Origin of the sequence: Microbispora sp. H11081 (assembly GCF_012999535.1) — a bacterium.
Classification (GTDB): domain Bacteria; phylum Actinomycetota; class Actinomycetes; order Streptosporangiales; family Streptosporangiaceae; genus Microbispora.
In genome coordinates, this window is the sequence record NZ_JABBWV010000019.1 from 63,989 (window position 1) to 77,493 (window position 13,505).

Consider the following 13,505-nt stretch of genomic DNA (forward strand, 5'->3'; position numbering starts at 1 on the left):
ACCTTCAAGCCTAGGGGATAGCACCGGCAGCGCCGTCCGCGCTGCGCGGAGGCGGAGCCACTGGTGCGGCGGGAAGGCAGACCCTGTCCCTGCCGAGCTCCTTGGCGCGGTAGAGCGCGAGGTCGGCGGCGGCCAGCAACTCGATGAGATCCTCACCGTGCATGTTCATGATCGCCACCCCGGCGGACACCGTGACCGTCACCGCCGCCTGCTCCGACGGGACCACCATCCGGCCCACCCGGGCGCGCAGCCGCTCGGCCACCCGCCGCGCCTCGCGCACGTCGGCGCCGGGCAGCAGCACGACGAACTCCTCGCCGCCGAACCTCCCGACCACGTCGTACTCGCGCAGCTGGGTGCGGAGGGTCGCCGCCACCTGGGCGAGGACCTGGTCGCCGACCAGATGCCCGTAGGTGTCGTTGACCTTCTTGAAGTGGTCGATGTCCACCAGGACCAGGGCGAGGGTGTCACCGCTCCGCTGGGCCCTCGCGATCTCCGTGTCCGCCTCCCGCTGCCAGGCGGCCGCGTTCAGCAGGCCCGTCTTCGGATCCGTACGCGCCGCGGCCTGGAGCTGGGCGTGCAGCAGGCTCCGCTGGAGCAGCACGACGGGAGGCAGCACGAGCAGCAGCAGCGCCAGGTTGAGCCCGCAGACGGCCGCGACGAGCACGCCGAGGCAGAGCTCGACCGCGTCGAGGATGACGCGTTCGCGGTCCCACAGGACCTCGCCCCAGCGGCTCTCCGGGTCCGACGCGTGCGCCGCGACCGCGATCAGCGCGGTGTTGAGCACCGTGAACAGCATCGCGCAGACCGCCGCGACCGCGATCGGCCTGCTCTCTCCGGACGACAGCGGCGCGGGGCCGGGGATCCAGCGATGGAAGACCGCGGAGGCGCAGGCCGCCGCGAGCCCGATCGCCGCGGCGCTGAAGACGCGGCGGTACAGCACGGTCGACCGGACCCTGAGCTGCAGCAGGATCTGCATCGGTATCGGCGCGAGCAGCGCGTAGACCGGCGGAAGCAGGAACGCCACCGGCAGCCACCAGGCGGACAACAGGTCGCGGGACACCCCGGCCGGCATGCCGAGGCGGCGGGTCGCCTCGATGCACACGGCACCGCACGCGGTCAGCGCCGCGAACACGACCAGGTGGGGAGCGTGGAACACGACGGACTTCGCCAGCACGGCGATCAGGACCGCGTCGAACGCCACGATCGCGCACACGTAGGCCACGAGGGCCGGCGGCTGGGCCAGCAGTGGCCAGCGACTTCGCGAGCAGATCGGGCTTCGTGGCCTGGCCGTGGTCTGACCGGTCGCCGTCATCCCGCCCCCCAGTGGCCGAAGGCTCCATCTCACGATGAGTAACACAATAATTGCGGAGGGTGCGAAGCGCGACGGGAACCGCTACCTTGGCACGGTGACCATCTGCTTCTGATGGGCTATGGGACTGTCTGCGGCGGTTTGCCCGCGGACTCCTAAGGACCCGAGCAGACGGACACGTGGGGTGTGGGATACGGGGGAAACCAGCGAGAAGTGGGCCACCGCCGGAAGGAGCAGCCATGGTGCGAGGCGTCATCTGGACCTGAGCGGTCCCCGGCTGCGCCGGGCCCGGCGACCGGCGGCGGAATACGGACACCCGACCCGGGTCCACCCGTGCCCGCCAGCCCTGCCCACCGGTGCCCGTCCCACGTTCACCCATGCCGATCCCGCACCCGGGCCTCGTCCACCCCTGCCCGTGCCCCACGCCCGGCTCGTGAGCACCAGCCGTGCCCGTCCAGGCGGTGCGGTGCCGCCGGGCGGCCCGGCGGGAAGGCCCCAAGCCGCCCGGCGAGCGCGCCTCCCCCGCCACGGCGGTACCCCGAAGCAGCGAACCTCCCCCGTCACGGCGGTGCCGCCAGGGCAGCGTGCCTCTCCGAGGCGGGGCGGGGCGGGTGGGGCGGCGGGCATCGTCAGGCGGCGACAGCGCGTGTGAGCCAGGCGTCCTCGCCGCCCTGAGAGTCGCCCCCCTCGGCCTCCGGATCGGACGCGTCGCCCGTATCGGACGCGTCGCGCGGGGCGGCCGCATCGCCCAGGGCTGTCGCGGCGTCCGTCGCCTCCTGCGCGTCCCCCAGGCCGGTCTCCCCCGGCTGGGCGGCCGGTCCCGTGTCCCCTGCCGGCCAGGTCTCGCGGACTCCGGCGCTCTCCCGTGCTCCGGCGGCCTGCGCGGCCTCGCCGTCCGCGCCTCGTCCGCCGACGAGAGCGTCGAACGCCTCGTCACCGCCACCGTCCTCGGCGATTCCCCCGCCGAGGGCGGTGGGGCCGGTCAGCTCCCACTCCCGCGTCGCGTCTTCCATCGCCCGGCGCTCACCGTCGCTCGGCGCGCCCGCCGAGTAGGCCCGGATCGGCTTCTCGAACGTGGCGATGCCCCACTTCAGGTCATGGCCCACGGAGGTGGCCTCGATCTCCGCCCAGAACCGCTGCTCGCCCTCACGCTCGAACTGCTTGATGCGGAGCTTGCCGTACACCACCACCGGGTGGCCCCTGCGGATCGACTGCTGGACGTTGTCGGCCAGCCCCCGGTAACAGCGCACGGTGTAGTACGTGGTGTCCCTGGTCTGCCAGGTGTTGGTCTGCTGGTCGAGGACGCGCCTGTTCACGGCCATCCGCATCGAGGTCACGCGAGAGCCGTCGCGGAACTGGTACTGCCGCGGGTCGTCTGTGACGTTCCCGCTCAGCGTGACGTAGATGTCGTTCATCGATGTGCCTCCCCGGCCCGGTCACTCGCCGGGCCCGGGTGACCACACTGGCCGGGCACGTCACCACTCCACCGGCCAGAACCGCGTTCTGGGGATGACGCGGCACCTGTGGACGACGCTCGTCCAGCGTCGACACCCATCCAGGTCGACACCCGTCCAGGGTCGGCGCTCGTCAGGGGCGGCGCCGCCCGTCCGCGCCGCCCGTCCGCGCCGCCCGTCCGCGCCGCCCGTCCGCGCCGCCCGTCCGCGCCGCCCGTCCGCGCCGCGCGTCAGCGCCGGGCGGCCGCCATCGCGCCGAAGAACGCGTTGTAGCGGTCCAGTTCGCGCTCGACCGGTCCGACGACCATGTCCTGCGCCAGGACGCCCACCCGGCGTCTCATGTCGCGCTCCAGCCGGTCGCGCTCCCTGCCCGCCGCGAGCACCACGAAGTTCCTGCTCGCCAGGGCCGAGAACAGCCCGAGCCCGAGGACGCTGACGATCATCAGCCCCACCCAGGGCAGCACGCCCACGTCACCCAGGAGCTGGGCCGGCGGACGCCCCGCCTTGAACACGCCGTACGCGAGGATCGCGCCGGCCCAGGCGAGGCTCGCGACGAACATGGCCACCAGGAGGTACTGCCAGATCTTCAGCAGCCACCACCACGCGGGCACCCGGTCGAGCGGCGGAGCCACCTCCGACAGATCGTTCGACAGCGCCTCGGGAAGCTCGTCCACCCGCGAGCGGGCGGCCTCGCGCACGCCGTCGCGCCACACCTCGGGCATGCCGGCCGTCAGCCCGTCGGCGAGCGCCTGCACCGCGTTGTCCACCTCGGCGGGCTGAGCGGTGACCGAGCTCGCGACCAGGCCGCGGATGTCGTCCTTCACCGCCCCGAGGCGCAGGCTCTTGAGCGGGTCGGGCCGCAGCCTGGCCGTCCAGCGCGCGTACGGCCAGCCGACCCAGTCGACGGAGCGGACGGCGTGGACGTTCTCCAGCGCCTCACCCAGAGCGGACACGCCGATCGCGTCGCACAGCGCGTCGACCAGCCCGGCTCGCCGCGCCCCGTCCACCGTGGGCTCCACCCGCAGCAGCTCCGGCAGGTCCTTCACCAGCCGCTGCACCAGCCGGTCGAGATCGGCTTCGAGGCGCTGGTAGGCCGCGCGCCTCGCGGCCACCGACTCGGCCAGCACGGCCTTCAGGCTGTCCACGCCCTTGCCGGTGGTGGCGGAGGTCGCCACCACCCGGGGGTGGCTCACGCCCTCACGCCGCAGAAGGTCCTCCAGGTCGGCCACGCACTCCGCCTGCTCTTCCGGGGTGAGCCGGTCGGCCTGGTTCAGCACGAAGACCGTGACCGCGTCGTGGCCGGTCAGCTCGGTCACGTAGCGCCGGTGCACGGAGGCGTCGGCGTACTTCTGCGGGTCGAGCACCCACACGATGAGGTCGGCCACCTGGATCAGCCGGTGGGCCTCGTCGTCGGTGAGCGCGCGGATCGAGTCGTGGTCGGGCAGGTCGAGCAGGACCAGCCCGTGCAACTGGCTCTCGCCCTTGTCGAGCGCGCTGGCCCGGGCGAACCGGTGCCGCCACTGGATCTGCAGCCAGTCGAGCAGCGGGCCCGCGCCGTCGATGCCCCACACGCAGGCATGGGTGCGGGCGGTGGTCGGCCGGCGTACGCCGATGGGCGAGAGCTCCAGCCCGGAGACGGCGTTGAACAGGGACGACTTGCCGCTGCCCGTGCCGCCCGCGAGCGCGACGACGGTGTGGTCGGACGACAGCTTGAGCCGGTCGCCCGCTCTGAGCAGGAGCTGGGCCGCCTCCGTGACCAGCGCGGGATCCAGCCTTTCCTGCCCCAGCTCGACGATCTTGGCCAGGGCGGCGAGCCTGGAGCCGAGCCCGTGCTGCGTTTCGGCGGTGCTGACAGCCGTCATGGGTTCCTCACCGTGTGCCGGAGACGTACTCGGGTGTGAGCCGCCGGATCGGCTCCGTCATCGTGCGACCTCGAGGTTGTACGTTGCCTGGTACAGCCGCGTCGCCGCCGCCTCGTCAGGGATGCCCGCGCTGTCGAGCGCGTCGACGTACCGCAGGGTCTCCTCGTCGAAGAGCAGGCCGACGCGGGCACGCAGGTCGCTGCGGGCCTTGGCGCTGATGTTGCGCAGCGACTCGGCTCCGAGCAGGCCGCGCAGCAGCCGCTGGGGCAGCGCGCTCGCGCCCCCGCCCGCCGTCGCGTCCGTGGCGCCGTAGCCGAGCAGGCCGATCATGAAGATCAGCGAGAGCGACTCCACGTCGAACGAGATCAGCTTGGCCACCGACCGCTTGGTCACGCCCTCGGTGCGGATCAGTTCGGTGACGTGGTCCTGCCAGGCGGTGACGGTCTTGGTGGTCCTCCGTCCGATCTCCTCCGCAGGGCGGCCGAGTCCCGGCGTCGCAGCCAGCCGGTCGCCCGCGCCCGCCCGCTGCCGCCAGCGCGTCACGACCTCTTCGGCGGCCTGCTGGACGGCCGAGTTGACCAGCGCCTCGATGCCGGTCCGCAGCGCGGTCTTCAGCCCGCGCACCCGCTCGGGGCCCTGCTGGTTGCCCTTGGCGCCGCGCCGCAGCCGCAGCGCGCGCATGAGGTCGCCTGAGCCGGCGAAGTCCTGCCACCGCGCTAGCACCTCTCCGCGCAGCAGCGAGCCGTCCCTGGTCGCCTCGTCGATCCCCGCCAGGGCCCCCATGTACGCCGCGTCGACGTCGGACCGCAGATCGGCCCGCAGGGCGACCTGGGTCTCCAGATGCCGGGCGAGGGCGGGCAGCCGGGTGCGGAAGCTGTTCAGCACGCCGTTCAGCGTCGCCTTGACCGCCGCCTGCCGCCGCTCGTCGTCGGCGGACATCGTGGACAGCCACATCCGCAGGTCGGCGATCTCGATCTCGGGCAGCCGCGCGCCCTGCACCGTCGTCTCGTTGATGACGAAGCACTCGACCTCGCTCAGGCCGTACTCCTTCAGCATGCGGCCGAAGTGCTTGACTACGACGTCCCGCGACCTCGGCGGCACCCGGGATAGCACGATGACCAGGCGCGCCCCGCGTTCCTTGGCCCGCCGCAGGAGACCCCACGACGGCGCGTCGGCGTACCGGGACGCCGTGGTGACGAACACCCACAGGTCGGCGGCGTCCAGCATGCGATGCGCGATCTCGTGGTGCTCCTCCACGACCGAGTCGATGTCGGGGGTGTCGAGCAGCGCGAGTCCGCGGGGCAGGGACGGGCTCGACGTCAGCACCACGCTGCCGGGCGCGGCGTCCCGCGTGGGCTCCTCGATCCTCTCCACGTCGCGGAGGAGGTCGCCCTCGGCGAACCACTTGTGGTCGTCGGGGTGACAGGCGAGCACGGGCGTGGCCGTGGTCGGGCGGCGCACGCCCGTGGCCGAGACCTGCCGCCCGGCGAGCGAGTTGACGATGGTGGACTTGCCCGCCCCGGTGGAGCCGGCCACGACGACCAGCGCGGGCGCGGTGCTCATGTGGACGCGCGGGATGACGTAGTCGTCGAGTTGCGCCAGGACCGCCGCCTGCGCCTTGCGCGCCTCCTCCGCGCCCGGCACGTCGAGACCGAAGTGCAGGTCCTTCACCGCCGTACGGAGTTGGTTGAGCGCCTCGGTCAGCGCCGCGGAGACCGGCTCCGGCAGCGGGAACGAGCGATCGTCGCCGGACTCTTCATCCTCGGCGCTCTCCGTGCTCTCGGCGCTCTCAGTAGTCTCCGGGCTCTCGGCGTTCTCCGTGGCCTCGGCGCTCTCGGTGCTCTCGGTGCTCTCGGCGTCCGCGGAGGATCCGGGCGCGTCCGGCGCCACGACGCCGTCCCCGGCGTCACCGGCGCCCGTGTCGTCCACGACGGTGTCGTTCACGGCCGCGTCGTCCGGGGCCGTGTCGTCCGGAACCGCGTCGTCCGGAGCCGCGTCGTCCGTCGCCTCGGCGGCGGGGGCGTCCTGCTCCTCGGCAGGCTCGGAGGGGGCGCGTGAATCCTCGGGATGCGAAGCGAGCTCAGGAGCGGGCTCGTCGTCCCTGATCGGGCGGAAAGCGATGGTCCGCTCCCCCGGCGACTCCGGGTGTTCCTCGATGTCCGGCTCCTCGGTCACGGCGTCGCCGGAACCCGCACCGGTCCCGCGCTCGGGCGTGTTCCTGGCTGCCGATCTCACGGGACCCGCTCCGCTCGCACCATATCGATCTCCTGGCCGACCTTGACGACCTCGCCGACGATCACGATCGCCGGAGGCCGCACTCCGGCCGCGGTCACGCGTTCCGCCACGGTCGACAACGTCGCGGAAACGGCTCGCTGGGTCGGAAGAGTACCGTCCTGTACCACCATCACGGGAGTTTCCGGTGAACGTCCGTCTCGAACCAGCGCCTCGGCGACCTCCTTGATCCTTTCGACCGCCATGAGAAGTATCAGGGTTCCGGTCGATCGCGCCAATCCGGGCCAGTCGACCGTGGACCTCGGATCGCCGGGGGCGACGTGCACGGAGATGACGTGGAACTCCTGGCTGACCCCGCGGTGGGTGACCGGGACCCCGGCGGCCCCGGGGACGGCGACCGCGCTGGTGATCCCGGGCACCACGATCACCGGGATCCCCGCCTGGGCGCAGGCGATCATCTCCTCGCCGCCGCGGCCGAAGACGAATGGGTCGCCGCCCTTCAGCCGTACGACGAACCTGCCCCGGCGGGCGTGCTCGACGAGCAGCTCGTTGATCTTCTCCTGGGACAGCGACCGGCCGTACGGCACCTTGGCGGCGTCGATCAGTTCGACGTCCGGCGACAGCTCGTCGAGGAGCGCGCGCGGCGCGAGGCGGTCGGCCACGACCACGTCGGCCTGGGCCAGGAGCTGGCGTCCGCGCACGGTGATCAGCCCGGGGTCGCCGGGGCCGCCGCCCACCAGCGCGACGCCGACCGGTTTGGTGCGGTGCCGCCTGGCGTCCACGGTGCCGTCGCGCAGCGCGCCGACGATCGCGTCGCGGATGCCGGCCGCGCGGCGGGGGTCGCCACCGGCGGTGACCGCCACGCCGACCTCGTCCACCCGGCCGCTGGCGGGGGTCCAGGCCGCGGAGGCGTCCTTGTCGTCCGCTCGCACACACCAGATGCGCTTGGCCTCCGCCTCGGCGGCGACCGCGGTGTTGACGTCGCGGTGGTCGGTGCACGCGTGCACGAGCCAGGCGCCGTCGCAGTCTCCGACCTCGTACGGCCGCCGCTCCCAGGTCACCCGCCCCGCGGCGATGAGATCGTCCAGGGCGGGGGTGACTCCGGGCGAGATCAGGGTGACGGAGGCTCCGGCGTCGAGCAGCGCGGGAACCCGCCGCTGGGCGACACGTCCGCCGCCGACCACGAGAACACGCCGCCCGTCAAGGCGGAGGCCGAGCAGGTAGGGCGCCATGACCCCAGTCTCCCTATCGCGTCAAGCGTGCATTGTTAGGAGGCAAACCTACCCGCTGGGCTCGGGCGGCATTCGCCGGTTGAGACTTGTGAGTCCGCAAGGTGGTCCGCCCGCGGTCAGCGGTGAGAGCTCACGCGCCCTTGTCCGCCACTCCTGCGGAGTCGAAGGTGGCGACCTCGTGCATGACCCGCGCCGCCGCGCCGACCAGTGGGTGGGCGAGCAGCCCGCCCGTCCCCTCGCCGAGGCGCAGCCCCAGGTCGACGAGCGGGTCGAGGCCCAGGTGGGCCAGCGCCGCCGCATGGCCGGGCTCGGCGGACCGGTGCCCGGCCAGGCAGTAGCCGAGCGCGTCGGGCGCGATCGCGCCGGCCGCCAGGGCCGCCGCCCCGGCGATCACGCCGTCGAGGATGACGGGCACCCGGGAAACCGCGGCGCCGAGCACGAAACCGGCGATGGCCGCGTGCTCCAGGCCGCCGACCGCCGCGAGCGCGCGCAGCGCCGCGTCCGGCCCGGCCGGCACGGCCTCCTCCTCGCCGATCCCGTTGGCCCGCAGGCCCTGCCGCACGACCCCGATCTTGCGCTCGTAGGTGGCGTCGTCGACACCCGTCCCTCGCCCGGTCACCTCGGCGGCGGGCCTGCCGGTGAACGCGCAGATCAGGGCGGCCGACGCGGTGGTGTTCGCGATGCCCATGTCGCCCGTGACCAGGCAGCGCGCACCCGCCTCCACCAGGTCGCGGGCGACCTCGATCCCGGCCGTGAGGGCCGCTTCGGCCTGCTCGGGCGTCATCGCGGGCCCCTGCGAGAGGTCGGCCGTGCCGTACGCGACCTTCCTGGCCAGCAGCCGGGGCGCGGGCGGCAGGTCGGCCGCGACTCCCACGTCCACCACCGTCACCGACGCGCCCACCTGGGCGGCGAAGGCGTTGGCGACCGCTCCTCCCGCGGTGAAGTTGGCCACCATCTGCGCGGTGACCTCCTGCGGCCAGGGAGTCACCCCCTGCGCGTGCACGCCGTGGTCGGCGGCGAAGATCGCCAGGGCGACCGGGGAGGGGAGCGGCGGCGGACAGGTCCCGGCGATGCCCGCGAGCCGCACCGCGACGTCCTCGAGGACTCCGAGCGAGCCGCTCGGCTTGGTGAGCCTGTCCTGGTGGGCCCTGGCCTCCGCCATCGGGCCGGGCTCGATCGGGCGGACGGCACCGATGGTCTCGGCGAGGAACGTCATGTTCTCTCCTTCTGTCGCCGGCTGGTCCGGCCCGCACCGGCGCCTGCCTGCTGTCCACCGGCCGGGGGGCCGGGCGAGGGCCGGAACCCGGACCGGCCGGCGCTCAGACGGCGCTGGCGATCCCGGGCTGGGCGAGGGGCCCGTCCTGCGCGTCGTCGCGGGGTTCGTCCCCCGGCTCGCCGCGGCCGGCCACGCCGATCATGCTATCCGCTCCGTTCTCGCCCTCCGCCTCGGGTTCCGGCAGATCGGCCTCGATCGCCTCGATCGCTTCGATGTCGAGGACGTCCACGTCGAGCTGTTCCGGGTCCAGCGGCTCGCCCTCGGGCTCCCTGACCGTGGTCAGGCGCGCGGCGCCGCCGGTCGCGAAGCCCGCGCCATGCTCCGCGCGCCTCACGGGGAACGGCCTGGTCAGCGGTGACGCCGTGGACGGGCGCGCGGCCGGCGACGTGGACTGCCCGCCTCCGGCGAGCGCCTCCTCGTACCTCTCGATGACCACGTCGGCGAGGCCCTCACAGTCGCCGATCACCTCGGCGCAGCGGATGTCGAGGCCCTCGTGGTTGGCGCCGTACGCGAGCGCCTGCGCCCAGATGCGTTCGAGGACCCCGCCGGCGAACAGGACGTACGGCAGGACGATCACGCGCTTGGCGCCCAGCCTGCGGCAGCGCTCAAGGCCCCCGGGCACCCCCGGGCGGGTGTGCGAGACGTACGCCGTCTCCACGGTCAGCAGGTCGGCGGCGTGGGTCTCCCAGAACAACCGCGAGACCCGGTGGACCTCGGCGTTGACGGCGGGGTCGGTGGAGCCGTGCCCGACCAGGACGACCGCGGTCTCCGCGGGTGTGATCTCGGCGGGCGGCTCGTCGCTCACGAACCGCGGCATCTCCGCGCGGGCGTCGGCGAGCCGCTCCGCGAGCAGCTTGAGCACGCGCGGGTCGGGCCCGAGCGGGCGGCCGAGGTCGTATTCGAGCGTCGGGTGCCGCTCCTGCTCGAGGGCCATGGTGCCGGGGATGTCCCCGAGCGCGCGCCGGTCGCCGGTCAGGCTGAGCGGCACCGCGATCAGATGGTGGTGCCCACGGGCCACGAGAGAGGCGATGGAGTCGCCGAGCGGGGGGCGGGCGTTCGTGATGAAGCCGCCGCTCACCTCGGCGGGCAGCCCGTCCAGACGGCAGCGGAGCCGGTGGACGAACCTGCCGAACTCGGCGACGCCGGTCTCATCGTGTGTGCCGTGGCCGATGAGCAACAGCGGCGGTTTCATCTGGTCGATCTCCCTGCGGTTGACCTGCGTCGTTCACGATCCCCGCTCGCCGTCCTGGCCGGTTTCCGCCCGGGCGCGCCGGCCGGGGTCGCCCGCGCCGGGGACGCGTGCTCGCCTGCCGGCGGGAGGCTCACGGCTGGTGAGGATAGCCTTCCGGCCCTCAATCATGGTGGCCGCTTGACCGAGCAGCCCAGTGACTAGGGGAATTCTTTACCTATTGCCATGAAATTTCCCCGCGGAGCATGCCGAACAGGACCGCGTCCGCCCAGCCCCCCGGGACCGGCAACGCCTGCCGCATGATGCCCTCCTCGATGAACCCGGCCTTCCTCGCGACCGCCTGGCTGGCGTGGTTGCCCGTCGCGACCAGCAGATGGACGCGGTGGAAGCCGAGATCGAACAGGTGGGCCGTGGCCAGCTGGACGGACTCCACCGCGTATCCCCTGCGGCGGGCCCACGGCGCGATCCAGTACCCCAACTCGGCGTCCATGCGCTGGTGGTCCTCGCGCTGCACGCCGATGGCTCCGGCGAGCCGTTCCCCGTCCTTCGGCTGTATCGCGAAGCTGCCACCATAGCCGGGGCCGTTCGAGTGCGCGAGCCGGGTGCACCACTCCAGGGCGCGCTCCAGCGTGTATCCCTCGGCCCATGTCATCCAGCGCGCGATCTCCGGATCGCCCTTGACCGCGTCGACGACGTCGAAGGCGTCGTGCTTGGAGAACGGCCGCAGGACCAGGCGCTCGCTCTCGATCCTGTGGCGCTGGAGGGAGCGTCCGTCGCCGCGCAGCCGGCCGAACACCACGAGGTCGTGCGGGCCGTCGTCCTCGAATCCCGCGCCGCGCAGCAGTCCCTCACGGATGAAGCCGGCCTTCTCCGCGACCCTGATCGACGCGAGGTTGTCGGCGTTGGCGCGCAGTTCGATCCGGCGCAGCGGGCCCTCGCCGAGCAGGCGGCCCACGAGCCCCTGGACCGCCTCGGTCGCGTACCCCCGGCGGCGGTGGCCGGGGTGCACGCCGTATCCCACCTCCGCGGTGCCCGCGCCCCACTGCGCCTTGAAGACGCTGATCGACCCGACGATGGCGTCCCGCGCGTGCATCGCGAGATGGATGCCCTGGCCGGAGCGCCACAGTTCGTGCACGCCGTACGACAGCCACTGCGCGATGCCGGCGGCGTGCCCGGGAGCGCCCGGGGGCAGTGCCGTGAGGTGCGCGCCGTCCTGGACGATCGCCCGCACCCGGTCGGCGTCCGCGAAGCCGAACGGCCGGAGGATCAGCCGTTCCGTGTTGACCGTCAGCCGCTCGTCGAACAATGCGTCACTCCATCACCTGAGCGGGTTTCTCGCTTCCCGCAGATTATGCGGGGAGCCGCCTCGCCGCTCCCGATGTTTGGGGCAGGCGGTCCGGGTACGACGCACGACAGTGACCCTAATCGGGAGGTGAGGTCATGAGTATCCAGCGCGGCAGCGACAAGCACGGCCGGCGACTCGACGAGGAGCAGAAGCACGAGACGCAAGGCCTCGTACAGGGCGCGGGACGCACCCGGGTCGAGGAGTGGCGCGAGCCGGAGCCGACGCAGCAGCCCGAGGAGGACATGTCACCGCCTCGCAGGCACCCGCCGGGCCGCGAGCCCGGGACTCCGCTCGGCATCACCCCCGCCGACGTGGAACGCCGCAGCCACCTCGCCACCTGGCTCAGCGACGCGGGCTTCCCCGCCGACCCGGCCAAACTGCTCGCCCACGCCGAGGGCAAGAACGCGCCGGACGCCGTGATCGAGGCGGTACGGCGGCTGCCGGAGATGACGTTCCACAACATCGCGGAGGTGGCGGAGGCACTCGGACTCGGGGTGGAACGCCAGCGCTGGTGAGGAGGGCCTGTGAGACTGGACTTCATCCGCCGGCTGTACGAGCGCGGCGGCCCGTACGCCTCGGTATACGTGGACACCGACCGGTCGACGGAGGGCACGGCCAACGTGATCCAGCGTCGCTGGGCCCAGCTCAGGGAGCGGCTCGCGGAGGAGGGCGCGCCGGCCTCGGACCTCGATCCCATCGGCGAGCTGATGCTCGATCCTTCGTGGGTCGCGCCGGGACGCGCGGCCTTCGCCACGGGAGGCGAGATCGTGCTCACCGAGGCGCTCGCCCACCGGCCGCGCCGCCAGACCGCGCGGTGGTCGCCGCTCCCCCACGTGGTGCCGCTGCTCGCGCAGCGCGGCGAGCACGTGCCGCACGTCGAGGTGCTGGCCGACCGGGCCGGCGGCGAGGTGGTCGTCGTGGCCGACGGACAGCGGCGGGAGCTGACCGTGGAGGTGGCGGACCCGGACAGGCCGCTCCAGAAGACCGGGCAGGGCGGCCGGTCGCAGGCCAACTTCGACCGGGAGGTCGAGGAGGGCTGGCGCCGCAACGCCGTGGCCCTCGCCGAGGTGGTGGAGAAGGAGGCGCACGGCATCGGCGCGGAGGTCGTCGTCCTGGCCGGCGATCCCAAGGCCCGCTCGCTCGTGACCGACTACCTCGCCAAGGACGTCGTACGGCGGCTGACGGTGGCCGAGCACGGCAGCCGCGCCCCCGGCGCCGACCTGGACCACTTCAGGAGGGAGGTCGACGGCGCCTGCCGGGCCTGGGCCGAGCGGCGCTGCGAGGATCTGCTGGACACGTACGCGGCGGGCAACGCCGTGACGGGCCTGACGGAGACGGCGCGCGCGCTGCGCGACCGGCGGGTGGGCGTGGTGCTGATGCACGACGACCCGTCCTCGACGGCCACGATGTGGATCGGGCCGGAGCCCACGCAGCTGTCCACCGACCCGGCGGAACTGGCCGCCTGGGGGGTCGAGCGGCCGGTCGAGGAGCGCGCCGACGCCGCCCTCGCGCGTGCGGTGGCCGCGACCGACGCCGAGCTGTGGTTCGTCCCGCGCATCGAGTCGCCGGACGGCATCGGGGCGCTGCTGCGCTTCTGATCGAGGTG

10 protein-coding genes are annotated in these 13,505 nt (G+C 73.3%); 2 read left to right on the forward strand and 8 right to left on the reverse strand.

Annotated elements, in window-relative coordinates:
* Positions 1-10 precede the first annotated feature (10 nt).
* From HHX31_RS30965 to HHX31_RS31000, 8 genes are all read right to left on the reverse strand, one after another.
* Positions 11-1,312, reverse strand: a complete 1,302-nt coding sequence (locus tag HHX31_RS30965) for a GGDEF domain-containing protein (protein ID WP_169952870.1) — start codon at positions 1,310-1,312, stop codon at positions 11-13.
* A gap of 626 nt (positions 1,313-1,938) precedes the next feature.
* Positions 1,939-2,724 (reverse strand): single-stranded DNA-binding protein, encoded by a 786-nt coding sequence (gene ssb, locus HHX31_RS30970; protein WP_169952871.1) that lies wholly within the window; start codon positions 2,722-2,724, stop codon positions 1,939-1,941.
* A gap of 269 nt (positions 2,725-2,993) precedes the next feature.
* Entirely contained in the window at positions 2,994-4,625 is a 1,632-nt protein-coding gene (locus HHX31_RS30975; RefSeq protein WP_169952872.1) for a GTPase, read from the reverse strand.
* A gap of 57 nt (positions 4,626-4,682) precedes the next feature.
* Complete coding sequence (locus HHX31_RS30980; protein ID WP_311932374.1) at positions 4,683-6,860, reverse strand: dynamin family protein; 2,178 nt, start codon at positions 6,858-6,860, stop codon at positions 4,683-4,685.
* Positions 6,857-8,089, reverse strand: coding sequence for a uroporphyrinogen-III C-methyltransferase (cobA, locus tag HHX31_RS30985; RefSeq protein ID WP_169952874.1), 1,233 nt, complete (start codon positions 8,087-8,089; stop codon positions 6,857-6,859). The genes HHX31_RS30980 and cobA overlap by 4 nt, the downstream gene beginning before the upstream one ends.
* Positions 8,090-8,219: 130 nt before the next feature.
* Complete coding sequence (cobT, locus tag HHX31_RS30990) at positions 8,220-9,305, reverse strand: nicotinate-nucleotide--dimethylbenzimidazole phosphoribosyltransferase (RefSeq protein ID WP_169952876.1); 1,086 nt, start codon at positions 9,303-9,305, stop codon at positions 8,220-8,222.
* A 103-nt stretch (positions 9,306-9,408) separates the two neighbouring features.
* Entirely contained in the window at positions 9,409-10,557 is a 1,149-nt protein-coding gene (locus tag HHX31_RS30995) for a sirohydrochlorin chelatase (RefSeq protein ID WP_249347135.1), read from the reverse strand.
* A gap of 214 nt (positions 10,558-10,771) precedes the next feature.
* Entirely contained in the window at positions 10,772-11,860 is a 1,089-nt protein-coding gene (locus HHX31_RS31000) for a GNAT family N-acetyltransferase (protein WP_169952877.1), read from the reverse strand.
* Positions 11,861-11,994: 134 nt separating this feature from the next.
* Here HHX31_RS31000 and HHX31_RS31005 point away from each other — a divergent pair, with 134 nt between their 5' ends.
* Positions 11,995-12,414, forward strand: coding sequence for a DUF2795 domain-containing protein (locus tag HHX31_RS31005; RefSeq protein ID WP_169952879.1), 420 nt, complete (start codon positions 11,995-11,997; stop codon positions 12,412-12,414).
* 9 nt (positions 12,415-12,423) lie between these two features.
* A complete protein-coding gene (locus tag HHX31_RS31010; protein ID WP_169952881.1) occupies positions 12,424-13,497 on the forward strand; it encodes a Vms1/Ankzf1 family peptidyl-tRNA hydrolase in 1,074 nt (357 codons plus the stop codon).
* Positions 13,498-13,505 lie beyond the last annotated feature (8 nt).